The organism is Crinalium epipsammum PCC 9333, assembly GCF_000317495.1.
Classification (GTDB): domain Bacteria; phylum Cyanobacteriota; class Cyanobacteriia; order Cyanobacteriales; family PCC-9333; genus Crinalium; species Crinalium epipsammum.
Map to the genome: position 1 here is coordinate 532,828 of NC_019753.1, position 24,946 is coordinate 557,773.

The window sequence follows — 24,946 nt, forward strand, 5'->3', positions numbered from 1 at the left end:
TTATTAATTTAACTAAAATCCCTATTTGTCATCTGAACCGCGCTACTCGCAACAAAGTTTTTCAAGGTTTTGCAGTTTGGGGTAAAAGTTCGCGCTTGTTGGTATTTTAATTTCAAGCTCCATTTAATTATTAATGAATCAGGAGAATTATTTAGCTTTAAAGTAGCTCCCGCCAATGTCGATGACCGACATCCAGTTTTTAATTTAGTTAAAAATATTTATGGAAAGCTTTTGGCGGACATTGGTTATATTTCTGCCTAATTATTTCAACAGACAAAGCAGTACGCTATCAAACTTGCATTAATCATATCCCCCAAACATAAATAGAGAAACTTGTTCATCAGTAGCATTCATTAAAGCGTGGAGATTACCACCTTTGAGCATGGCAAAGTGTCCAGCTTGTAGGGTACGGATTTCAAAGCAGCGTTCTCGCTCTGGCATTTTGCACCAATCACCTACTACCATAAAGCCTTGACCATCCATCATCAGAAAAACTTCCTGGTTATCACGATGGCGATGTAAACCAATCCCACAGCCAGAATTGAGGACGTGCAAATCCATGTAATCTACGGCAAAGAATCTTTCAAAACCGTTGCCATGATTTTTATTACCAAAGGCGTTGAAGTTCCATGAGTTTAACTGGCGACCCAATTCGGGTTTACTTGAATAGCGTCCATAATTAGACATCAAATTGCGATATTCCAAAAAGCCAATACCACCGTGAGGGTTAGAACTGATACCTGTTCCTAAAAAGTGATCCCATCCACGGACAATCATGTTGAATTCATAATGGTAGTTTGCCCCATTTTGGGAGTCCCAAATTTTCTCGCTAAAGTCTGCCCAAGCAAGCTCTATATGCAGAGGTAATATAGGATGCATGGTGTTTGTAGGAGCGACATCTAGTATATAGCGCTCGCTTAAGGCTTCCCGGTTGAAGTCTGCTATGCTGCCATGTACTAAATCATTTCGTACTTGGAGTTCACCGCGATCTAGGGCATTACGTCCTTTATCGTCTAGTTGATTTCGCAAATCGTTGCCTGGATACCCCCAAAACTCAACTTCATAGCGATCGCTTAAGGGATTATACGGCACTAAAATCAACGCTGGAGTTGCCACACCTGCGACTTTAATCCAGAGTTTAATCTTTTCCCCCAATTTATGGTTAGCAGCAATGGATAGCTTAGTATCAGGACCGCCACGGTAAGAAACTCGCAAAAACGGCCCTGTCCAGTCTCCCACAGTCGCCAAACCTCGAATTAAAAAGGTATCGGTACTAACAAAATCCTTGACATTTTGCTTTTGGAAATCTGTTTTATTATCTTGCACAGTCGGGTCAAGAATATTAGCATCATTCCCCTGCGGTCTATATAAAACCAGAGAGTCATAAGGAAATAAATACTGGAACTCCCCTGTTAAATAAAATTCACGTTCAGCTGCTAGTTGGGCGCGTTCGAGAAAATTCAGCAACTTCAGCAACGGATTACCCCGGTTATAGTCAGGCGGGGTATTGGGATCGACTTTAAAAACACTGTCAGAATGAACAATAAACATGGCAACAGTTGGTGAGAGTTAAGTAGAGAAATTAAATTGTGTGATACAAGAAAGCAACGAATTTTAGGGGTTTTGTACCAGGGTTACGAATGCCATGCATCCCACCACTCTTGGTGAAAATAACGCTACCTGGTTTCACAGGGAGTTCTTTAAATTCACGGCTCCCCAGTCCCATGACTTGACGTTTTACAGTCGGGTATTTGTCTGTTGCGGGATCGTCGCCGGCACGCATATAGGCGAGGCCCTCTCCCTCGCTGATGTAATATAATTCTTCCGTACCAATATGTTGGTGAGTGCCTTCTACAGTGCCGGGAGGAATTGTTACTTCGTGGAAAAAGATGTTGGAACCGCCTAGTTCTCGTTGAACAATCCAGCGCATATCAATAATGTTGTTGTCTGCTAGATCTGGATTGTCGCCATCCATCATGGCATTCCGATAGCGCACAGGCTTAATGTCCGGTGCTTGTAAAAACCAACCGCGCTGGAAGTTGATTAGGTAGTTGAGATCGTCAACGGTATTTTGCTGTGAACTGGGTTCTTGCGTGCGTGGTTCTTGGTGCGATCGCGAATAGTCATTATCCCAACAGGCATCAGCATCACTAATTTGATAGCCAGTAGGTAAATTGCGATCATTTTCACGAAATGCCAATTCTATCTGCGTCAGTGCTTTGATATCTCGCAAAGCTGGGTTAAATGCTTTAACTCGCGTAATCGACCCATCGCGTCCCATCTGATCCAAAATTTGAAAATCATGGTAGCTGGTATTAGGAGCTTCTAAAGTTTCCCAAATCTCCACAGTGTAAGCATCAATCCAGGGGCAATGGTGTAGTTTTACCCTGCTTTCTGCTTTCTTGCTTTCATCTTCCGGTAACAACTTCACCCAAGCAATCACACCACTACTGAGCAACCGTTTTTTCTCGCGTACTTGCTCTATTAAACGGCTGGATCTGTATTCCAGTCGCAGAAAATTACTGATAAACTTTCCATCAAGATATACCTCTCCTTTGAGGGCATTGATCCCCAAGTAGCTGCGAACCTCTCGCACGTTGTAACGATAACGGGGACTGCGGGTAGCGTTGAGGTATTCGGCATGGTAAATGCGATCTGGAAAAAAGACGATTTTAAAAATCTCGTTCCATGGATTGGTCTGAATGTCGTTAAATGCTGGGTCCATAAAGTTAAAGCCTTTTAAGTAATTCGTCAGCTACCCGAAAAGAATTAGCCTGAATTGTCAACGTGGGGTTTGCGCCTCCCGATGTCGGCATAAATGAGCCATCGGTGACGTAGAGGTTATCAAAGTCCCAAACTTTGCAATTGCGGTCTAGCACCGAGTCTTTGCGGTCAGTACCAAACCTGGCTCCGCCAAGAATATGGTTAGCAATCCGTGCTAAGGCGTTTTCTGCCAGGTACACGCCACCTTGACCTTTAAATTCAAAGTTGAATTCACCTGGAATTGAATTACCACCCAACTTCAAAACCTGACCGCACATTTCTGCCAAGGTGTCCATGAGATATCTGTCGTGGCTGTGCCATTCTTTGATGATGTGAGCCACAGGACGACCCCACTTATCTTTAATTGTGGGATGGAGTTCAATCCGATTGGTCTTCAGGGGTACTTGATTTGCCATAAAGCTGACGGATAAACCCCTACCCAGATTGTTGTCCAAAAAGTCCGTCAACCCTTGAGCCGCTAAACTGGTATCTTCAATAAAACCTTTCCAAAGTGTGTCTAAATCCCGACTACCGTGGGTACGTCCGAGAGAGATGGGCAAGGCTTGATCGGAAGTATTGTTGTAAATTGCCCCACCTGCCCAAAGTCCTCTGCTTTTGAGAAAGTCGTCAGTGGCGCAAGCATCGGTTGCCCAATCAGCATCAAGAGCTAAGGTTTTATCGCTGCGGGTAGGCATCAGAGCACTAGCACCTCCAAAACAGTGGGTAAGAAAGTACTTACCTAATAAATCATTTTGGTTGATGCGTTTATTGAATTCGGAACTCAGCTGTCCTGACAGCTTCAGCAACCGAATCGATTCAATGGCAGAACAAGCGACGATTACCAACTTTCCTTGAACAAACCGGGTTTTGCCACTCGGATCGCGGTAGACGACTCGGCTAACTTTCGCTCCCTCACTTTCAAGATGAGTAACTACACAGTTTGTCCGAATTTCAAAATTTGGTTGATTAGCGATCGGACTAAGCAAAGAAACCCAAGTACTTGATTTCACACCCAGAGGACAGCCAAAACGGTTTACATAACTCGTTTTGATGCTTTCGGGATCTTTGGGAACTTTGCGTCCACTAGGTTGATGATCGCGGGTAATCACCGCTAGCGGTGCGCGGTAGGGCTTAATCGGCTGACTATTACCCAATTGTTCGCCTAGTTTGTCCATACCAAATTTCGCATAGTTGCTAATTGGGTTAGGTTCTAGGGGCGGTTGATAGCTATCTTTACTAAAAGGCTTCAGCTGGTTTTCGGCAGTGCCATTAAGACCTACAAGGTATTCAGCTTTCACATAGTAGGGTTCTAGCTCATCATAAGTTACAGGCCAATCACGGGCTTCTCTTTGCACATCCCCATTCGGGTCGTTTTTTAAGTCATTACGTCCAGCATTGAAACTTTGTAAGCGTAAATCGGTGGGGGTGAACCGCAGGGAAACACCACCATAAATTTGAGTACCGCCGCCCACTACTTGGGCCGTATAGCCTTCAATTGTGGCTCGATCTTGTCCGTTGGGATCGCGGTAGATATGTGGCTCGTCGTTAATATCTGGTTCAACGTGGCTAGAATAAAAGGCTTCATTCTGATTAGCAACTCCAGGAACGCGGATACGCTTTTCAGGGCCATCAGCAAACAATTCATCGCGCTTAAAGTCACTTAACCCTTGAGGATTTTGATACTGGGGTCGAAATAGTGGGCCTTTTTCAAGAATCAGTACTGATTTTCCAGCCTTCACTAAAGTGTGGGCAATGGGAGAACCTCCAGCGCCACTACCAACGATCACTACATCAAATTCTGTTTGCATATATATTCTCCTGGGTAAATCAATTAGCCTCGATAATCGCTGTTAAGTCCAAGGGGTGGTTCTATCGCTCTGCGCCAATCAAATAAGGTTTTGCCGCTCTTATCTTTAAACCTTTCTGATAGATAAGCCCAAGCTGTTCCTCCGACATTTCCACCATATTTAGGATGAGAAAATGCACCTGTAAATGTGTGGCGGCGCAGTAATTCCAGGAAGAAACGAGGTTCTTGGTATTCCTGGTAATTCCAACCATTGACTTTGTTAATAGCCATTTCGTCATAGAGGTCAATGTACAACTCTTTAGAGACATCTTTGGGTTCAACGTAGGGATTGCGTTGCCGCAATATCCGGCTAATTTGACCTAAGCAAATTTTGTAATCAACTAAATGATGATTCTCTTCCCTGGCTAAAATGTTGTCAATAAAGTTTGCTGCTCCTACTGATTCATCTAGACGATAAGCATAGGCGTATTGCACCTGTTTATCTTGTTTACCCAAAAAATTGTAATAACGGTTCAAAAAGTTTTCCCCTTCCTGAGTTCGGAAAGGCAAAATGTGATCTACTAATCGAGCTACAATGTCAAATTCCCAGTCTTCAAAGTTCAATGGTTCAGTACACAATTGGGTAAAAAATCGTGACCATAATTGACCGTTGTCAAGCTGGGCACGCTGGGGATTTATTGGGTCTATAATTGCCTGCCCATCGACGATAAATTTGTAGGTGTGAAATTGTCCTTTCGGTACAATAATCGATAGAGCATAATATCCTGTGGGTTCCCCAACGAAGTTGACTGGCTTGAGTGGAATTGGCTCATAAAGATTGGCGAAAGTCCCGATTACAGCAACATTTTTGGGCGCCATTGCTTTTGGTTGCTGATATACGAAAGTTACTACATTGGAAGAATAACTTTTAACAAAATCACTACCATCGCTGTAACTATCGATAATCGGAAATCGCCAAGGTTCAGCAATCCGAGAGCGAGGATCGTCGTCAGTCCATTGTCCAAAGTTATGGCGAGGATCTATATTATCTCTGGCAAGAAATTTAGTGCAGTGGTTAAGTACGTACTGGTCGTCTGTTTGTAAGATTTCAACAGCCATTAATTCTTCTCCTAGTAGATATTAATCGACCAAATTCAGTCACAAAAAATGGCTGCAATTAGCATCCTGAAATAGATCTAAGTTGCTTGGTTGGGTCACACGAAAAAAGTGGTATTTATAAAAACAATAATAGCCTTAATCTTTCCGGAAAAATGACTACGAATTCTTGAAAAATCATTAAATTTCATTTTTGATGTTATAGATCGGGCACGAGAATAATTTTACCAAATGCCTGTTTTGCCTCAATCCGCTCGTGGGCAGCACTCGCTTTTTGTAAGGGGAAAACAGAGTCAATCACAGGTTGAAATATCCCTTGGGCAAAGTGTTGCAAAATTTGCTCGAAATCTTGGGGTTGAATCAGAGCAAATGAACCGTGAATAGTAGCATTTTTCATCAGTAGATCCATAACATTAATTTCTGCTATATCACCACTGAGAGTCCCAGCACAAACAATCCGCCCATTTTTTGCCAGCATACTGATAGACGATCGCAATGTTGTTCGTCCTACTAAATCAAGGATCAGGGTAGCGCCTTCTCCTTTGGTTATCTCTATCACCTGCTCTACTAAATCAGGAGAGTGGCGATCAATGACAAAATTGGCTCCTAGCTGATGTAATCGCTCTGCTTTGTTTTTATCACTGATGGCGATCGCTTGGGCCTTCTGCCAACGCGCAATTTGAATTGCAGAGGTTCCGACTCCACTAGATGCTGCATGGATAACAATTCGTTCTGCTTGTTTTAGCAGGCCCTTATAAAATAGGGCAATCCAAGCAGTTGTGAAAGCTAAACCAATGCTGGCCGCATCAATATAACTTAGTCCATCGGGAATGCGGTGTAGTTGGTTGGTTGGGAGTGTGGTGTATTCGGCATAAGCACCATCTCTTTCTCTTCCCAAGGCTTCAAAAGTAGCAACTATGCGATCACCTATTTGCCAATCTGTTACTCCTGCACCCAATTCCACGATTTCCCCTGCTACATCCATACCCAAAATATGGGGGAGACTTTTTTGAATGAAAAACTGTCCTGAACGGTGAAATATATCTGTGTGATTTACCGTAGCAGCATGAACCTTGACTAAAACCTCATTGGCAGTTGGTTTCGGGGTAGGAAAGGTTTCGTAGTGCAGTACTTCTGTACCCCCGGTTTTATGCATGATGATCGCTTTCATGACTGTACTCCTCTACACCATGACCAAGCCATTATTTTATTGAGAAAGAATCAAGACGCTATAAGGCCCAATGCCAATATTGGCACTGAAGGGCATACCATCGGAATCATTGGGATTACTCTGATTTGCAAAGGTGTCATAACCAGAATGATTGCCAAAATCTGGGCTGTAACCATTCCAGTCACTATTAAACCTTACCCACCAAGTTCCGCCTCCAGGAAAGCCTAGGCTATAGCGATCGTAGAAACGATCGCCCATATTTATAATCACAACTACATCATCCCCTAGCCCGCCGTTATCCCAACGATGAAAGGCTATAACTTTGTCGTTATTGTTAACGTGATGTACGTTGACATGCTGTCCACGCAAACCTCTGGTGTTGTTATACCAGTTGCGCCGTAAACGAATTAGCGACTGATAAAGATCCCAAATACCACTAAATTTATCTTTCTTGCTCCAATCTAATGTGCCAGAATCACTCCAATTTCCCCATTCCAAAAATTCTTGACCTTGAAAAATCATCGGAATTCCAGGAGATGTGAAGACGAGAGCCGCTGCTAAGGTAGAGCGTTTGCGGGCAAACCAGCTATCTGCATTACCATGCCAAATTGCCTCCGGTAGCCGGACTTTGTGGTTAATTTCGGCTACTTCATCATGGTTTTCGCTGTAAATAACTCGCTTCCAAGCATCGGTTTCAAACCTTTGCAAAATTGCATCCCGAACGCTGTACATATTACGGGCGCTATCCGTGGAAGCTACCACTGCATTAAAAATAGAATAATAAAAAAAGCTACCCCATTGAGAATCAAATCCGGCTCCCCCAGATCCTGTATTACGGTTGATCCATTCGTTGTTTTGCAAGTCTTCTGCGATCGTAATCTTCCACGGCATCTTACTGTCTATTTCATTGTTGATCCATTGCATCAAGCTCCAGCCTTCAGGAATGTCATTTACAGGTTCGTTGTTCTTGCCGTAAATATTACGAATGTTGATGGTGGAATCAAAGCGTAAACCGTCTATCTGATATTCTTCCAGCCACATCAAAGCGTTGTCACGGATATATTGCCGCACTTCACCCCTGCCATAGTCTGGGCGAGGACCAAAATCGGTTTGAACGCGTTGATCGTTGTAAAAATATATTCCATCCCCGTTATTTTGATTCCAACCATCAAACCGCCGTAGAGAATAGTCTAGTTCTTTATCACCAAAATGGTTATAAACTACATCAAGAATCACAGCTATGCCAAATTCATGGGCTTTTTTGACGAAGTTTTTAAATTTACCAGGATCACCATAATTACTTTCTATATCAAAGGGGAAAGCAGGGTTATAGCCTAAAGAGTATTCTCCCGGAAAACCAAAAATCGGCATCAGTTCAATTGCATTGATGCCTAAGTCTTTTAAGATACCTAGTTTATCGATAATTGAATTTAAATCTCCGGGCTTGTTCTCGCTTCTATTAAAAGAAGCTATATGCAGCTCATAAATCACTAATTCATTCCAGACTGGCATATTGAAGGTATTGGTTCCCCAATCAAACTGATCTGTGACAATTACACCATCGCCGCCGTCATTGTCTAGGACATGTTTGCAATAGGGATCGGTACGCCACCATACAGAATCACTAGGAATGAAAGGACTTTGAATTACATAGCGGTAATTTTGACCTTCTTTAGCTCCAGGAACGTCCACAGACCAGTATCCATTATTTTCAGGGGCGAGTAGATTTTCAGTTATAGACCAGTTATTAAAATTTCCTGCTACATAAATTGCTGAAGCAAAGGGCGCCCAAACACGAAAAGCTGTGCCTCCTTCATAGGGAATAGCCCCCATTCCGGTCTGAGTAGAGACCTGAATAACAGACATACCTGATGTAACATTAGCTGTAGAAAATACCATAATTAAATTTAACTGTTGTTAAGTTGCTTCAAGGTATAGCTTAGTCATTCATTTGATTTTCAAGCAGTTAATAGGTCAAGCTCATAGAAGCTTTTTGAAGGTAAGCACCAAAGCGCGTGGCATTAGCGCAAGACCGTAAATTTCACATAATTACAAACTGACTTCGTATTAACCACAATGCTAAACCTTGATAATTTTAGCCATTTAGGAGGCTTTTTATGCCCAGATAACTCTTGCCAATTTCAAGCTATCATCTAAACGTTTTTGTTCGTGCATACGCAAATGTATAACTTCGCCAGAAATGTATAACTTACCAATCCAAAACGGAATTGTCAGATAAGGATTTAAACAAAACTCCGCAGGGTTGGCGTAAATGTCAATCATACTAAAGCTTCTTTTACCTTCCTCATAACGTTGCAACAGTTATTTAGCATCCATAAACACTTGATTTTTAAAATATACTTAACGGGGCTTGAACTTTGTTCAAGCCCAAATAAACCTTAAATAAGCCTGATCGGTTTAGCACTCGCTGTATTAAGGTTAACTGTATAAGTGATAGTTGCTGTAGTGCTATCTTCTTCAGTAATAATTTTGTCAGCAATGAAGAGCGTTGGTGGTAGATCGTTATCGATGATGGTAGCACTAGCCCTAGTATTAGCGATCGCAGCGTTGGTAACATCACGTAGCTTGATCAAGAAAGTTTCGTCATCTTCATCAATGCGATCGCCAATGATTGGGATGATGATAGTTTGACTGGTTTCCCCTGGCGCAAAAGTAATTGTACCGTTGCTAATTGTATAATCCTTTCCTGAAGTTGCTGTGCCGTCGGTTGTAGAGTAGTTGGCAGTTACAGTCCGCAAGCTGGGTTCGGATAAGCTGGCAGTAAATACTACAGAAGTATTACCATCATCACCTTCACTTAATGAGATGTTGCTAACGGACAGTGTAGGTAGTTTAAAGACCTTGACAGTCATTGCATCAGTAGCAACCGCACCGTCAGAGTCGGTGACTGTTAAGGTAACGTTGTATGTACCGTAAACAGCGTAGATATGTGTTGGGTTAAGGTCATTCTTCACAATGTTGCCATCACCGAAGTCCCACGCGATCGCGTGGGTACCTTTGATACCAGGATCGGTAAAGTGACCGTTAAAGGCGACTGTTTCGCCGACATGCATAATTTGATTGTCACCTGCTGCCACGGTAGGTGCAACGTTATTCACGTTGACAGAAAGTGTTGAGGATGTGGAACCACCATCATGATCGCTGACAGTCAGGGTGACGTTGTAAATGCCGTTATCTGCCTAGATGTGATTGACATTTTGTCCATTGGGCTAATTGTTAAAGCAAGCTGAATCAGAAATTACGATTTTACTCAGACTGCTCTGACAGTTTTATCATTTTGCGAAGTTCATCTTTCGACTCTCTAGCAAATTGAATACAACTAATGCTAGCGAGGGCACCGCCAGCAGTCGTAATAGATGCAGCAGGGATCTGGTTAAGATAGAGCAATCCTACGCCTGCCAAAGTCATTAGACCAGATGCAGCGGTAACTGCTAAGGCTAGATTGTAGCTATGATGCACTTGGCGCAGCAATTCTTTAAAAATAGCTTCTCTGAAACTGCTCGAATCATCAATAGCTTTTGAAGTATCGGATTGAGGTCGGTTAAACAACATTGCTTTTGTCCTCAAAAAGTTTATACCAAATATACTCATGCAAAAGAATAAGTTTTTGCCAGGGCAAGTAGGTTAAATAGATTGTGCTTTGACCCTACTTGATATAGGGCAAATAGGGCAGCATCTCCAACCTATTTGCCCTACTCATCAAATTAGGAGTTTCGTTATAGTGTGATTACTTGGCCCAGGAGAAAATTAAAATGAGTCAGTGTGATAAGGTTCAACTTCCTGAAGAAGGAAAGAAGAAATTAAAAGAACGCTATAAAGCCGAAAATTTCACTCAAGAATCGCTCGCTCAGAAAGCCAGAACGTCAGTTGATACTGTAAAGCGTCTGCTAGGAACAAAACAGCCAGAAGGTGTGGAACGACGGCAAGCCGATGCAATTGTAGCAGTTTTAAGTCTTACCTTAAGCGATCTCGGAGTGCCTGAAGATTGTATTGCACCACCGCCTGAACCCGTTGAAACTTTAGTAAAAATAGTGCGTAAACGAATACATGGGCAAATTAAGTATCTTTGCAACACGATGCGAGTGCTAGATATGTCCCATCCAATTTGCTTAGAACAAATTTATACCAGAGTCAATATTTTGGAAAAAATTAGATCTAAACAACGCAGAGAACTAAGCAATCTTCTAGAAAATTTACCATTACAAGATTCCGAACGGTTTAATTTAGGTAGCGCGTTAGAAACACGAGTGCCAGGATTAAACGCTGTTGAACGATTTACCAAATTAATCATTTTGGGCAGACCTGGTGCCGGAAAAACCACCTTCTTGAAATATTTAGCAATGCAGTGTATTGAGGAGCAATGTGTTGATAAGCATTGTATTGAAAAACAATTTATTGAACAACATTGTGCTGATGAGCACTGCATTGAAAAGAAACGATTAAAGCAATTGGTTCCCTTTTTTATCCCACTCAAAGAATTTGCCGAAGCTCCGGGACAGCCAGATTTATTAGCTTACATTGAATCACTATTTCAGCTTGATACATTTACTATCCAGTCAGTTTTAAATGAGGGACGAGGACTAATCCTGTTGGATGGGCTAGACGAAGTTAGAGAAGAATCAAAAATTAGTATTAAAAGACAGATTGAAAGTTTTATCAACCAAAATTATCAAAATAAATTTGTTATTACCTGTAGACTTGCTGCGACGGAATATAATTTTGAAAGTTTTACAGAAGTAGAAATAGCCGATTTTGAAGAAGAAGAAATAAATTATTTTGTCAAAAGTTGGTTTAACATTAACAACTCTCAAAAGCAAGCCGATAAATTTCTAAAAAAAATTGGCAATAAAGATCATAAACCTATTCGTGAATTAGCAACAAATCCATTGCTTTTAACCTTATTATGTTTAGTTTTTGAAGATTCTGGAAGTTTTCCAACTAATCGTTCAGAGCTATATAAAGATGGCTTAGATGTATTGTTAAAAAAGTGGGATGCCAAACGATACATTGAGCGAGAGCAGATTTATAAAAGTTTATCTCAAAAACATAAAGAAAATTTATTAAGTCAAATTGCTTATTCAACTTTCATAACTGGTAACTATGTATTCAAGCAGGAAAGAGCAGAGCGTGAAATTAGTAATTACATGGAAAAATTACCGCCCAATGACCAAAATGATTCAGAAGTAGACGGTGGTTTAGTTTTGAAGTTAATTGAAGCACAGCATGGTCTTTTAATGGAGCGGGCAAGAAGAATATATTCTTTTTCGCATCTAACTTTTCATGAATATTTTACAGCCAGACATATTGTTGCCAATTGCGATCCGAATTCAATAGATAGTCCTATGTTGCAAGAGTTAATGGAGCGGTTAACTAATCGCACTTGGCGAGAGGTATTCCTATTAACATCAGAAATGTTAGTTAGGTCGGATAGTCTATTAAGGTTAATGAAAGCAAAAATTGATGGGTTATTGGCTGAAGATAAGGAATTACAGAAGTTTTTGCAGTGGGTAGACGAACAATCTAGATTTCTTTCAGCTTTAGTTGGGGATGTCTATAGCCTTGCAGCGATCCGAGCTTGTTATCTTGACTTTGATATTGCTCTTGATGTAGAGCGGACACTTGGCTGGGTTCTTAATCCTGATTTTACTCGTGCTTTTACGTGCGCTAGCTTCTTAGCTCGTGCTGATCGTTGTGAGGTTAAAGATATCTTTACATACAGAAGTAATGAGCTTCCCAATCTCAGCCGCCTCTCTGCTCTCGACCCTGCCTTAGCTGTTACCTTTGCTAGAGCTGAAGTTATTAGAAAACTTTTAGTGAGAGTTGAGGATTCTCAACTTGGGCAAGAATTACAAAAACTAAATGAAGATTTACCCTCTGAGTTCAAAAACAATGAAAATATTAATGAAGATATATTAATCGATTGGTGGAAAAACATCGGAAAAAATTGGGGAGATCGATTACGAAAAGTCATAGTCCCTTACTATAGTTTGGGAGGAAATTGGCGATATGAAAAGTTATGCAATGAGCAGCAAAATCCGCAAATCGAGGTATTTAGTAACAAGCAAAAAGATTTGCTAAATCAGTACTATTACGCCAATTTATTGCTAGTAGTCTGTTTAAAAAGTGATTGCTGTGTCGCTCCAAGTGTACGGCAGGAAATAGAGGAAACATTATTACTACCAGTTTCATTAATTTGAGCAGAAAAAATATTTGTATGATTAACGGACTATTCGCCGAGCAAGGCGATCGCATTATTGATTTACAACCTTCTTTTCCTATACCTCAGCGTCCAGAGCAAGCATTTACGTTAGCGGAAAAAGTTGCATACCTTCTCTCAAATGACCACCAATTTTTAGAAACAACAGCTATTTTGCGTGACTTAGAGTATGACTTGCCTGTAATTCTGCACTTAGCATTTGAGCAAGAAGATACTATAGCACTTTTGGATGTTCATAAGACTCTTTACCAGATCTACGAAGTATACCTTAGCCATCCTCTGTCGCCAGTTTGTTTACATGAGCATAGCCCCTGGTTGTTGACCCTTCGCAACCAACTTGAAACAGCGTGGTTAAATTATGAAATCAGCATAATTAAAAAACAGCTTCCTAATCCGTCTGAAGCGAAGAATTCAAAATCACTTTGTGCATGGTTTCTTGAACAAGCACAACAAGAGTCAGCCATTGATAAAGGCGTATTAATTTTTTTTAAAAACCAAGCATCTATTGAACAATTCAATTTATTTCTTCTTTCAGATGCCACATTAAATTATCGCTTTTTTGATGCCCTAGCTTTAGGACAACTTTATTTTTCAGAAATTGTGAAAACTGAAATTACTAATAATATGTGGGATGAATGCGGGAATGGTGTAGAGAATAAGTCGCATACCAAACAGTTCACACTGATGCTAACAAAACTTGGTCTACAGCCACCACAATTCCCTGTTTGGGATGATTGGCATCCGTATGCAGGCTATAATTTATACTTTTGTTTTGGTTTAAATCGGAAGCACTACTTCAAAAGCCTTGGAAGTTTGGCAATGCCCGAACTTTTTGATCCAAACCGCAATCGCGCAATTATTACTGGTTTGGAGCGCTTATATTTTGATGCACGAATAAAATGTGAATATTTTTATAATCATATAGAGACAGAAGAAGAGCATGGTTCACGTTGGCTTAACAATATAATTGCTCCTCTTGTTGAAATGCAACCTGAAGCAGGTATAGAACTGGCTATAGGAGGTGCGCTTCGGATGGAAGCTATGAGGCGTTACAACGAGTATCTAGCGTTAAAGTTTGGATTATTTAAACACCTTCTATAAGTGCCAAATTAATAGATATTATAGAGAACTTTGTATAACAGGTAGCAATATTTTTGGTGTCGCATTAATACTAACCAAGTAAATAATGAAATATCCACTAAGATCAAGGCAATAATTTTTGGATTATGGCGCTACTTATTCCTGTCATTAAACAGCCTTTACCAACAGATGTAAATCTTTGTCAGGTTGTACTTCAAGAAATTAAACGAAAAAATTATGATTGTATTTTGATTCTTTTTATTATTTATTCACTCAATAATCTATATGCCAAATCTTGATTGTTGCGTCATCACTACCGCTAACTAAGGTTTTACCGTCAGGACTAAATATTACAGAATTAACTTTACCGTAATGTTCTAAAGTTTGAATTAACTCTCCTGTTTTAACATTCCAAATCTTAATTTTATTTTCATCATCACCACTAGCAAGTATTTTACTGTTGGGGCTAAAGGCAACAGAATAAACTGTACCTGATTGTTCAATTAAAGTAGGTATTGCTCTTCCAGTATTAACATCCCAAAGCTTTATGGGCGAATTGAAAACACCATTATCGCCAGCATTGTTGCCTCCACTGGCAATTATTTTTCCATCAGGACTAATAGCAACAGACTTAATTGAACCAACTGAGCGATCTAACCAAGATACCAATGAATGGACAACATCTGAAGTCCGGTTTAGAGTATTCCGGCGTTGAGCCGAGATACGTGTAAAAAAGTGCAATATAAAAGCGCAAAGCCTTAACCAGCAGTGGTTTTAGCTTTATAAGAACACCCACAAAAAGGACAGAAGCGAAATTTCATTGATGAGATGGGTTCAGAGCAGCTAGGACAACGATTGATCAGTTGAAAACCACAAAAGCAACAAAATTTAGCACGGGCATGAGTCCAAAGTGGATCGGGAGCAGTACCGGGAGTCCAGCAGTGTGGACAAAATTTTAATTCTGTAGTTGCAGCAAGTGGTAATCCCTTACTCACAGCATCAAGATACTCAACTGGGGTTTGCAAAGCCAATGCCAACCCATTGAGAGTTTTATAATTTAACCGCGAAGTTAGACCTCGTTCAATTTTTCCCAAACTTTGCAAATGAATTCCAGCCTTCAGCGCAACTTCGTGTTGGCTCAACCCTAAACTAGCACGCACTCGTTGCACAAAACTAGCTAAGGTTTCTTGTTCTTGGGGCAAATTAGTATGTTCTGAAATCGACATAAAAATGTGTTTTAATTAACTGTTGGTTCTACGTCAATCTTTTAAAGTTAATAAATCGTTTATTAAAATAATTTCCACCAAGTGTCTGTATCTTTAGCTACAGTAACTACTCAATTTTTAGAAAGACAGGGATTAGCCCCAAACACTATTCGCTCTTACGAAGGAACATTAATACCTTTATTGCAAGAATATGGGCGAATGCCTGTAGAAATTCTCAGCCGAAAGGCACTAACTGAATATTTAGATAGCTTAGATAATTTAGCCTATACTACCCATCATCGACATCAAGCAATTATTCAAGCTTTATTCAATTTCGCTGTTGAACAAGGTTACATTAAAGTTAATCCTATCGCTCGGCTGCGACGGCGAAAACCTGATCCGAAAAAAGGCGAACATTTAGCCGATGAAGTAATTCGTTATCTCACCGTTACTCAAATTCAATTACTGTATCAGGTAGTGGCATCCGATAGCCGAATGCGTGCATTGGTAAAACTCCTACACCGCAGTGGAGCTAGGATTGGAGAAGTTTTAGCCCTCAACCTTACTGACATAGATTTGAGCAATCACAAATTCTACGTGGTTGGTAAAGGTAATAAGTCACGTTGGTGTTTTTATAGTGAAGATGCTCAAGTAGCTTTAGAACATTATTTGCGTTATTATCGCCACAAAAGCTCTATATCGGCATTATTTACCGCTCAACATCCTTGTAGTTATAAAGTTACCCGTTTAAGCTATCGTACCGTTCATAAAAACTGGGCTGAATTAATTAAACCTGTACCAGAGCTAGCTGGTATACGTCTGCATGATTTACGACATACATTTGCTACAGAACGAGTAGGATTAATGGGAATTGAAGAACTAAGAGCTTTGATGGGACACGCCAATATCCAGACAACATTACGTTACCAAAAAGTGACATCAGCCCGGTCAGAATATGTAGCGAAACAAGCACTTAATTATTTAATCAACAATAATATTTAATTGTTAATTTGGACAAAAAGAGCGCGAGTTTTTCCGGTGATTTTCTGGGTAATTGAGTAGAAATGCTGAGTAGATATTATACTCTGTACTAGCTGAGTGAGAGTTGGAGACTATCCCCCATTACATCAATTGAGCGTACTGCTTATCCACAGTTCAAACCTTTACCTTCGGCTAAGGAACTGGCGGAACTGTATACCCCAACAACAGAAGAAATTAAGTTTGTGCGCTCTAATGTACGAACACCAACAGGATTGCTGGCACTGATGGTAATGCTGAAATCGTTTCAACGATTGGGTTATTTCACAGACATAGAATCAGTTCCGACGGCTATCATTGCTCATTTGCGGAAATGCCTCAATCTCAGCGTTAAGGTATCGGCTATTCCTTCAGTTCGCTCAAAACGTTATTATCAACAAGCGATTAGGACTTACTTGGGTGTCAAGCCTTATGATCGAACCGCGGGAACAGCATTTAACCCAGACACAATCTCTATTAGGAGTGTTGGCAGAAATTTTAACAGCCTCCGATGAAACTCCTGATGCGATGACTTTAGGAAGTCAAGTCCAGTCGGTTTTACAGGTTCATGGTGGTACAGCTTTACTATTGCAGCAGTGCGAAGAGATTACTGCTTACAACAGTCATAATTACTTACCTTTGTTATGGCGATTCTATAGCCGCTACCGTAAGCTGTTATTCGAGTTAGTTAGGTCGTTAGATATTCGCTCTACTTCTGCCGATGAATCTGTGATTGATGCAATGGCTTTTGTACTTGAACAGGAACACCGTCGTGCCAAGTGGTTGCCTGCGACTATTGATTTGAGTTTTATCAACGATGCTTGGCGACGATTGGTGGTAACGAAACAAGGAGATACAGAAGTCCTAGTCCGAACTCAGCTAGAAATTTGCTTGTTTGTGCATTTGGCTTCTGAGTTGAAGACTGGCGATGCTTGCGTAGTGGGGTCGGAAAATTATGCAGATTTCCGAGAACAACTTTTACCTTGGTCTGAATGTTCTTCTCTGGTGGAAGAATACTGTCAGTCGTTGGAAATTCCCGCCGATAGTGTTCAATTTGTGGAATATCTTCAACAAAAGTTGACGCTCCTGGCTCGTGAAGTAGACCAAATTTGTTCTAATAGTGACCAGATAACAATTAACAGGGAGGGAGAACCTGTACTCAAGCGGCTTGTAACTCAACCCCAATCTGAAGAGGCTTTCCAATTAGAATCAGCTATTTTACAACGATTGCCGGAACGCAGTTTATTGGATATTTTATGCAATGTCGAGCATTGGTTACATTGGACTCGCCATTTTGGCCCGATATCGGGGTCGGAAGCGAAATTAACTCAAGCAGGCACACGTTATATCCTGACGACTTTTGGCTATGGTTGCAATTTGGGGCCTAACCAAACGGCTCGTCACTGCCGAGGCGGAATTACCAGCCATATGCTGTCTTACATTCACCGTCGTCATATCACTGCTGATAAGTTGCAAGCAGCAATCAGGGATATGATCAATGCTTATAATCAACTGCAATTGCCTTCTTGTTGGGGAACAGGACAACGAGCGGCGGCGGACGGTAGTAAGTTTGAGATTTACGAGAACAATTTGTTAAGCGAGTACCACATTCGCTATGGCGGTTATGGTGGGATTGCTTATCATCATGTTTCGGATACTTACATCGCGCTGTTCACCCACTTTATTAATTGTGGCGTTTGGGAAGCAGTTTATATCTTAGATGGATTGCTCAAAAATACCTCAGATATTCAGCCCTCAACTCTGCACGCTGATACTCAGGGACAATCGGCTCCGGTGTTTGCTCTCTCCTATCTGTTAGGAATTAAGTTAATGCCGCGTATCCGTAACTGGCAGGACTATACTTTCTTACGCCCTAGTTCACAAGATGTTTATGAGTATATTGACCCATTGTTCAAAGGGGTAGTGGATTGGAAGCTAATTCACACCCACTGGCAAGATTTGATGCGTGTGGTGTTGTCGATTAAGGCGGGTAAACTGATGCCATCGACTATTTTACGCAAATTGGGCAGTTACAGTCGCAAAAATCGTCTTTATCAGGCTTTTCGCTGTTTGGGACAGGTGATTCGCACAATGTTTTTGTTGGAATATATTTCAGATTGCGGGCTACGTCAGGAGATTACTGCCTGTACCAATAAGGTAGAAAGTTATCACGGTTTTTTAGACTGGCTATTTTTTGGTAAGGATGGGGTGATTACGGAGAATGATCCTAGCGAGCAGGAAAAGCGGGTTAAGTATCTTGACTTAGTAGCGAGTGCGGTAATTCTCCAGAATGCTGTGGATATTTCGCAGATTGTGCAGCAGTTAAGTGCTGAAGGGTACAAGATTAACCGGGATTTGTTAGCAAGTTTGAGTCCTTATTTGACTAGGCAGATCAAACGTTATGGGGATTATGTGGTGGATTTGCAGAACGTTCCGCCGTCTTGGGAGCAAGCTATTGTTTTGCCAATTGAATAAAATTTCTGAAATTCATAACTGACAAGGCTTTGCGCTTCTATCTTGCACTTTTTTACACGTATCTCGGCTCAACGCCAAAAAGTGATGTGGGAGCTAGTACCTGACGAGCGTTATGTTGCTAATCCTGCCATTGGTTCTAAGCATAATCGTGGTGCAGCGGTAGATTTAACGCTTGTTGATAACGACGGCAAAGAATTAGAAATGCCGAGTGCTTTTGATGACTTTACAGAAAAAGCTCATAGAAATTACACAAGGAGCAATATTGAAGCTAAAAAGAATTCCTTGCTACTTGAAACCGTTATGAAGAAGCGCGGTTTTAAAAGTATCCCAACTGAGTGGTGGCATTTTGAATCACCTGATTGGAAGAAGTTTCCTGTCATGGATGTACCACTGTAAAGTTACAAATTTACCAACCAATATTAAGGAAAAAATGAAGATTCAGACTGTCTTATTACTATCAAGCTTACTACTAACAAGCTGTACTGTCACTGCTCAACAAACGGGTGATAAAGATTGGGCTGTTTCCGTCAAACCAGACGGTACTGGGGTTAACATCCAACCCACTAAACCACAGGAAAATACTACGAATCCTACAACTTTAACTACGCCTAGCCCTAGTCCTAGCCCTGTAATTAGTATTTCACCTAGCCCATTAGTACTAGCTCAACCAATCCCCAGCTTTACACCCAAAAGCACTCTCCAAAACGCTGTAGTTAAACCGTCGCCAGTACCAATTGCAACTAAACCAGTAATCCAACCTTGCCCATTGGTGACAAGTTAAGCCTGTAACTGTTTTGTCAAGAGGCTTTCAGAGAATTGTTGAAAAAAAACTGGTCAGACCCTCGTTGAAGATTGGGAAAAGGAGCGACAATCAACTTAACATTGGGGTTTCGTTGCTGTTTGATAATACCTAAATCTCGATTTTCGGGATCAGCAAAATACTTAACGGGGTCTGTTGCCTTACCTTTCTGATGAGCCATAGTAAAATGATAAAGACCGCGATAAATCATTTCTAATGAAATCTCGTCGAAGGGGAGAGCAAGTTCATCTGCTACGGCATCACCTAAATCTACTAAAACCGCATAAAATAACCAGGTCGCCCAAATTTGTAACTTAATTCCATTGATTGAACCCGTCCATAAATAACTTAAACCTAAAAGCCTCTTGACTGTGTTAAAAGCATCTTCAATCCGCCACCGCCGCCGATATAAATCTGCTACCACATAAGGGGGTAAAATATTAGGGTCTAGGACGCTGGTTAAATAAGAATGCCAGGTTTTTCCTGACCTGACTTCAATCAAACGCAAGGTAATAAATGGAGTCTTCTTTGTGCCAGAACCAAAGCGTATCTTCCGATCTCTCAGTTCATAACTATCGGTAAATATTTGTTCTACTTTGATTGCTGCTCCTTTTTTTATTCTCGTTATAAAATCTACTTTTTTCTCAATTAATTGAAACCAAAAATTAAAGTGATAAAACCCTCTATCCAATAACAGCAAGGTGTTTTTTGTTACTAAATTTAGAATGTTTTCTTCAAGTTTAATATCAGAAGCTTTAGAATTTTCTTCAAACCAAATTTCTACAGGTAATCTAGTCATTAAATCAATTACTGTACTCATTTTTCCGGCTAATTGCCCTCTTTGAGTCTCTTCTAAGCTTTTTAACTTCCTAAACAATGCCTCCAATGTTGACCCATCTACTATCCAAATCTTCTCAAATTTTGACAAGGTAAATTGAATACTTTCTGGCAATGGACGTTGATTTCTACTATGCCAAGTTGCTCTTAAACTCGGCAATAAATCTTTAAATACTTTTTCAAATAATTCAGATGGAAATGTTAAAAATCTTTGTGATACCGCTTGTTGACTAACTTTTGTGGGACTACACCACAGAAAACCATCTCTGGCTAACATTCTTGTTAGTTCTCTGACTCCTGCCACATCTCGCCACAGCAAGGTCAACACCGCCGCCATCATCAACGGTAAATTCAGTATCCGTTCTCTGAGTCCTAATTTTCGGTAGTAATTTTCTTGATTTGTAATGGCTGGTGTCAGTAATTTTTCCAATTGCTTGGCTATTACTTCGTCTTCCACCAGTGGTCGTTGTTTCTTTTTCGCATGGTCTCGATTGGTTTTTCGGCTTTGTGTCATGGCTGGTCTAAATCGCTCAACTACTTGTCTAGACTGAGTTTCTCACGATTTTTGACCTAGCCAAATACCACCCTTGACAATTTTCTCTTTTCCTTAACTTGTCACCAATGGGTTCTAAGTGAGGATTTGCTGCATATAGGGGTGTTGGTAGTAGTAACAAGCAGCTAATCAATGTGAGTGTGCGTTTCATAGTTGAGTTAAAGGTAATCAGGTTAGTTTGAGATATTGCACTTGTGGCAATTGGATGTCGGGGGAAAAATATGTACTTGAGCATTCAGTAAAATAGAATAAGTTGGGTTTCGCCACCTCAACCCAACCTACTTTTTAACTACTACTTAGAACCGCTTGCTTGAGATACAATTTTCGATTGACGGAACAACTCGTTTACAGATACATAAACTTGTTGACCTGTACTTTGATAGATGGGCTCACCACTGTTACCTTGCACAACCCCAATTAATGATGTCAGAACTCGGTCTGGATAGTCTTGGGGTTTAATAGTGAACAGCATATTTTCGCGTTTACACTTTTCTCCTTGATTAGCTACAGCACAGATAACTTGATAATTATCCACCTCACCGTATGTCAGGTAATTCAAACGTCCCTGCTGGGAAGCATTTTGAAATTTCTCCGAGACGGCTTGACACCGTTCTTGACGATTCCACTTATAAAAAAAGTCGGATTTCCAAGCAATCAGGCGGATGTGTCCCTGACGTTCTGGAATCCATGCTATTGTCGCTGGTATATTTTCATTAGGTGCATTGTCGAACATTTGACTGCAAAAGAACTTGACTTCGTTGGACTCGGTTTGACTTAAAGTTGCGCTTGCACCCAAAGTCAGCATCGTAACGCTGGCGAGTAGAACTGATGAAGCAAGTTTTAGCGATCGCAATTTGAACATAATTTCAACTTGACTAAAGTTTCTATTCTTATTACGTCTGGCAACAAGGTTTTTACGCAAGTAGCAATTTTTTCTGCAAATTGTAAAGAAATGTAACAAAACCGAAAATTTGCGTAAAAGCAGATCACCTGTGCAGAAACAGAACAGGGACAGCAGGCGATCGCATTCTTGAATGGAGGTTTTAGCTATTTTAAAGCAGTAGTAGGATGCACCTAGCCCCAACTCCTGTGGGCGATCGCCTGCTTTCTGCTTTGTCGCGTTGTCACAAATTCACCAAATCCATGCTTAAAACTTTCTATTTGCACCGCCCACTGGCATTAATTGCTTGTTTTTTGCTACTACCAACACCCGTCTTAGCAAAAAATTCTACCTTAGAACTAAACCTTAACTCTAATCACCAACAGCTAATTGCTCACGACGCACCCTTACTGGAAGAACTGAAAGAAATCGCTGTACAGATCACCGTGAAAATTGACAGCAACAATAATGGTGGTTCTGGAGTAATTATTGGCAAAAAACAACAAAGTTATTTAGTTATCACCAATGCTCATGTGACCTTTGGTGATAATAACTTTAGCATTCAGACACATGACGGAGTAGTACATCAAGCTCAATTAGTACCCAACACTAAGTTTTCTAACCGTGACATGGCACTATTACAATTTCGCAGTAGTAAACAATACGAACCTGCCGATATCAACCCCTCAAATCTTCGTCAAGGAATCCCAGTTTTAGCTGCGGGATACCCTGGAGAAACAAATAAAATAGTTTACCATCAAGGAAAAATTACTCAACTGCCCGAACAAAGTTTTAAAGGCGGTTATCAAATTGGGTATAGCAGCGATATTGTTCAAGGAATGAGTGGCGGAGCTATCCTTGATGCTGAAGGAGGACTAATAGGAATTAATGGGCGTAGTGCTTACCCAATTTTGAATAGTGGTTATGTTTATGAAGACGGTTCGCGCCCCCTACCAGAGGCAATTAAACAATTTAGACGATCAAGTTGGGGTATTCCGATCCAAACCTTTTTAGCTGAAGTTAATTCAGAAACTCTTACGGCTTATTCTCTCCCATTTCCAGTACAAAAATCAACTATTACTCAACCAAGCTTGAAAGGATGGTTAGGAGAGTTAGAGCAGAAAACTAAACAATTTATAGTCAGAATTGATAGTAGTAGCAATACTAAAGATTCGGGAGTAATTATTGCCAAAACAGGAGAAACATACACAGTTTTAACCACAGCCCATGTGCTATGTGAAAGAAACTCAGTCAAAGAATCCTGTGGGAATTATCGTTATGAAATAGTTACTCCTGATGGCAAAGCTTATGCCATTATTCCAGATAGTATCAAAATACAACCAGGTGTAGATTTAGCGATCGCTCAATTTAGTAGCAAAACTACCTATCAAGTAGCTACATTAGCAAATGCCAGTGTAACAGACGACCAATATGTGTTTGTTGGAGGATATTCCAGTTTAGCAAATAGGTCAAAGTGGCAATTTAACCCTGGAAAAACATATAGTTTAGAACAAGGATTGTTACAGTTAAAGGATAATTTTTTCCCTAGACAAGGTTATGAGTTAGTCTATACCAACATTACCTATGCTGGTATGGCTGGCGCTCCAGTTTTAGATACTCAGGGACGGGTAATAGGCATTCACGGTGCGGTTGAAGGGGAAATAGCAATTGATGAAAAAACAGGGGATAGCGGACACATTCAGATGGGATATAGTTTAGGTATTCCTATTAACACTTTTATTTCTCTAGCCAATCACTTCAATCTTAATTCTCAATCGTTACAAGTTCAATCTTCTTCATTTCCTCAACTTAATACAGCACAAAAAGATGCTATTGAAAAAGCATTACTAAGTATTAGTGTTCCTAAAAGCAATGCCAAACCTTCAGTATGGATAGAACGAGGAAATCAACTGTGGCGGTTAGGTCAATATGATCAAGATGATCAAGCCATAGCAGCTTTTGAGCAAGCTATTAAACAAAAACCTGCCTACGTGCATTTAGCTTGGTACGGAAAAGGTATGGCGTTAGCAAGCCAGGATAAATATACTGAAGCGGTTGCAGCTTTTGAGCAAGCTATTAAAAATAAACAAAACTTCTACCCTGCTTTAAAAGAACAAAGCATAGCACTACAGCAATTAAATCAACTAGAAAGGGCTTTAGTAGCAATAGATCAAGCCATTCTAATTCAGCCAGAAAATGCTAATCTCTACTTGAAAAAAAGCTTAGTGTTAAAGGGCTTAAAACGATATCCAGGAAGTCTTGCTGCTATTACAAAAGCTGTCCAAATCAGCCCTAACGCTGAGGTTTACAATCAGCGCGGTAATATTTATCCACTGCAAAAGCAGTGGGATTTGGCAATAGCTGATTTCAACAAGGCGATTGAAATTAATCCTATAAATGCTGATGCTTATATCAATCGGGGGTTTGTTTATTACAATCTGAAAAAATGGGATTTAGCTCTGGCTGATTTCAATCAAGCCATTCAACTTAATCCTCAGTATGTCGAAGCTTTTTTCAATATTGGTTTGGTTAATTATGAAATGGGTAAAACCCAAGAAGCAATACAACGGTGGCAGCAGGTTGTTAATTTGGATAAAAAGCAAGCGGAACCTCAAATGGCGCTAGCTGTGGCAATGTATAGCAAAGGTGAATCAGAAACAGCTTTTGAGATGGCTGAAGTTGCGTTGTGTTTAGATAAACGCTTGGCAGATATAGCTTATTTTCAAGAGCAACTGTGGGGCGATCGCATGATTGCAGATACCCAAAAATTCTTTGCCACCCCCAAAATGCAAGCTTATCTCTCACAGATGCAAGGCTTATCTAGTACGGGGAATAAATAACTACAGCCGTAGGGTGCGAAATAGCTGTGCTATAACGCAAAAATGCGATCGCACATCATTCATTAGTAGTATAAAATTTAGTGCGATCGCCACATTCAATCAAACACAAAAATCCTGTAGGGGCGGGTTGCACAGATAATTGTTGGGCTATACAGATAAATTGATTAAACCCGCCCCAATGCCGAT

The 24,946-nt window shown here is 40.5% G+C and carries 22 protein-coding genes and 1 pseudogene; 10 read left to right on the plus strand and 13 right to left on the minus strand.

The features are described from left to right. The first annotated feature begins 17 nt into the window (after positions 1-17). Both CRI9333_RS28240 and CRI9333_RS28245 read left to right on the plus strand, forming a co-directional pair. Positions 18-110: a hypothetical protein gene (locus CRI9333_RS28240; RefSeq protein ID WP_315863862.1), complete on the plus strand. Its 93-nt coding sequence runs from the start codon at positions 18-20 to the stop codon at positions 108-110. Further along, on the plus strand, positions 70-261 hold the full coding sequence (locus tag CRI9333_RS28245) for a transposase (protein WP_051035330.1): 192 nt from the start codon (positions 70-72) through the stop codon (positions 259-261). Before CRI9333_RS28240 ends, CRI9333_RS28245 begins: the two co-directional genes overlap by 41 nt. A gap of 39 nt (positions 262-300) precedes the next feature. Here CRI9333_RS28245 and CRI9333_RS02240 read toward each other — a convergent pair whose 3' ends face one another. The 9 genes from CRI9333_RS02240 to CRI9333_RS02275 all read right to left on the minus strand — a co-directional run bounded on the left by CRI9333_RS02240 (position 301) and on the right by CRI9333_RS02275 (position 10,409). Further along, positions 301-1,551 (minus strand): hypothetical protein, encoded by a 1,251-nt coding sequence (locus CRI9333_RS02240; RefSeq protein WP_015201568.1) that lies wholly within the window; start codon positions 1,549-1,551, stop codon positions 301-303. Between the two features lie 31 nt (positions 1,552-1,582). Next, the gene (locus CRI9333_RS02245; protein WP_015201569.1) at positions 1,583-2,725 is read right to left on the minus strand and encodes a cupin domain-containing protein; all 1,143 of its coding nucleotides are present in this window, start codon (positions 2,723-2,725) and stop codon (positions 1,583-1,585) included. Positions 2,726-2,729: 4 nt separating this feature from the next. Beyond that, on the minus strand, positions 2,730-4,571 hold the full coding sequence (locus CRI9333_RS02250; protein WP_015201570.1) for a GMC family oxidoreductase: 1,842 nt from the start codon (positions 4,569-4,571) through the stop codon (positions 2,730-2,732). 23 nt (positions 4,572-4,594) lie between these two features. Continuing rightward, entirely contained in the window at positions 4,595-5,668 is a 1,074-nt protein-coding gene (locus CRI9333_RS02255) for a gluconate 2-dehydrogenase subunit 3 family protein (protein ID WP_015201571.1), read from the minus strand. Between the two features lie 196 nt (positions 5,669-5,864). Next, a complete protein-coding gene (locus CRI9333_RS02260; RefSeq protein WP_015201572.1) occupies positions 5,865-6,836 on the minus strand; it encodes a quinone oxidoreductase family protein in 972 nt (323 codons plus the stop codon). A gap of 36 nt (positions 6,837-6,872) precedes the next feature. Continuing rightward, the gene (locus CRI9333_RS02265) at positions 6,873-8,702 is read right to left on the minus strand and encodes an alpha-amylase family glycosyl hydrolase (RefSeq protein ID WP_041226251.1); all 1,830 of its coding nucleotides are present in this window, start codon (positions 8,700-8,702) and stop codon (positions 6,873-6,875) included. A gap of 249 nt (positions 8,703-8,951) precedes the next feature. After that, the gene (locus CRI9333_RS26440) at positions 8,952-9,119 is read right to left on the minus strand and encodes a hypothetical protein (RefSeq protein ID WP_157462233.1); all 168 of its coding nucleotides are present in this window, start codon (positions 9,117-9,119) and stop codon (positions 8,952-8,954) included. Positions 9,120-9,235: 116 nt separating this feature from the next. Continuing rightward, the gene (locus tag CRI9333_RS02270; protein ID WP_015201575.1) at positions 9,236-9,955 is read right to left on the minus strand and encodes a PKD domain-containing protein; all 720 of its coding nucleotides are present in this window, start codon (positions 9,953-9,955) and stop codon (positions 9,236-9,238) included. A gap of 148 nt (positions 9,956-10,103) precedes the next feature. Further along, positions 10,104-10,409, minus strand: coding sequence for a TRADD-N-associated membrane domain-containing protein (locus CRI9333_RS02275; protein WP_015201576.1), 306 nt, complete (start codon positions 10,407-10,409; stop codon positions 10,104-10,106). Positions 10,410-10,609: 200 nt separating this feature from the next. Between CRI9333_RS02275 and CRI9333_RS02280 the strand changes: the two genes are divergently transcribed. Then, positions 10,610-13,054, plus strand: coding sequence for an NACHT domain-containing protein (locus tag CRI9333_RS02280; RefSeq protein ID WP_015201577.1), 2,445 nt, complete (start codon positions 10,610-10,612; stop codon positions 13,052-13,054). Between the two features lie 17 nt (positions 13,055-13,071). Beyond that, positions 13,072-14,175 carry an iron-containing redox enzyme family protein gene (locus CRI9333_RS02285; protein ID WP_015201578.1) on the plus strand — a complete coding sequence of 368 codons (1,104 nt, stop codon included), beginning with the start codon at positions 13,072-13,074 and terminating at the stop codon, positions 14,173-14,175. Positions 14,176-14,427: 252 nt separating this feature from the next. Here the strand turns inward: CRI9333_RS02285 and CRI9333_RS02290 are convergent, their stop codons facing one another. Continuing rightward, positions 14,428-14,895, minus strand: coding sequence for a WD40 repeat domain-containing protein (locus CRI9333_RS02290; RefSeq protein ID WP_015201580.1), 468 nt, complete (start codon positions 14,893-14,895; stop codon positions 14,428-14,430). Positions 14,896-14,912: 17 nt separating this feature from the next. After that, the gene (locus CRI9333_RS02295; protein WP_015179979.1) at positions 14,913-15,380 is read right to left on the minus strand and encodes a helix-turn-helix domain-containing protein; all 468 of its coding nucleotides are present in this window, start codon (positions 15,378-15,380) and stop codon (positions 14,913-14,915) included. Between the two features lie 81 nt (positions 15,381-15,461). Between CRI9333_RS02295 and CRI9333_RS02300 the strand changes: the two genes are divergently transcribed. From CRI9333_RS02300 to CRI9333_RS02315, 5 genes and pseudogenes are all read left to right on the plus strand, one after another. Beyond that, positions 15,462-16,361 (plus strand): tyrosine-type recombinase/integrase, encoded by a 900-nt coding sequence (locus CRI9333_RS02300; RefSeq protein WP_015179980.1) that lies wholly within the window; start codon positions 15,462-15,464, stop codon positions 16,359-16,361. A gap of 179 nt (positions 16,362-16,540) precedes the next feature. Then, positions 16,541-16,891, plus strand: a complete 351-nt coding sequence (locus CRI9333_RS28670; RefSeq protein ID WP_390370163.1) for a DUF4158 domain-containing protein — start codon at positions 16,541-16,543, stop codon at positions 16,889-16,891. Next, positions 16,821-18,851: pseudogene (locus tag CRI9333_RS02305) on the plus strand (Tn3 family transposase); the annotation flags it as partial. The gene CRI9333_RS28670 and the pseudogene CRI9333_RS02305, both read left to right, overlap by 71 nt. Before the next feature lie 42 nt (positions 18,852-18,893). Next, complete coding sequence (locus CRI9333_RS02310) at positions 18,894-19,247, plus strand: M15 family metallopeptidase (protein WP_071881111.1); 354 nt, start codon at positions 18,894-18,896, stop codon at positions 19,245-19,247. Positions 19,248-19,281: 34 nt separating this feature from the next. Beyond that, positions 19,282-19,632: a hypothetical protein gene (locus CRI9333_RS02315; protein WP_015201581.1), complete on the plus strand. Its 351-nt coding sequence runs from the start codon at positions 19,282-19,284 to the stop codon at positions 19,630-19,632. Positions 19,633-19,648: 16 nt separating this feature from the next. Here CRI9333_RS02315 and CRI9333_RS02320 read toward each other — a convergent pair whose 3' ends face one another. Next, positions 19,649-20,947 (minus strand): IS4 family transposase, encoded by a 1,299-nt coding sequence (locus CRI9333_RS02320; protein ID WP_083890046.1) that lies wholly within the window; start codon positions 20,945-20,947, stop codon positions 19,649-19,651. A 385-nt stretch (positions 20,948-21,332) separates the two neighbouring features. After that, positions 21,333-21,962 (minus strand): COP23 domain-containing protein, encoded by a 630-nt coding sequence (locus CRI9333_RS02325; RefSeq protein ID WP_232229374.1) that lies wholly within the window; start codon positions 21,960-21,962, stop codon positions 21,333-21,335. A gap of 146 nt (positions 21,963-22,108) precedes the next feature. Here CRI9333_RS02325 and CRI9333_RS02330 point away from each other — a divergent pair, with 146 nt between their 5' ends. After that, entirely contained in the window at positions 22,109-24,760 is a 2,652-nt protein-coding gene (locus CRI9333_RS02330) for a trypsin-like peptidase domain-containing protein (RefSeq protein ID WP_015201583.1), read from the plus strand. Positions 24,761-24,946: the final 186 nt, after the last annotated feature.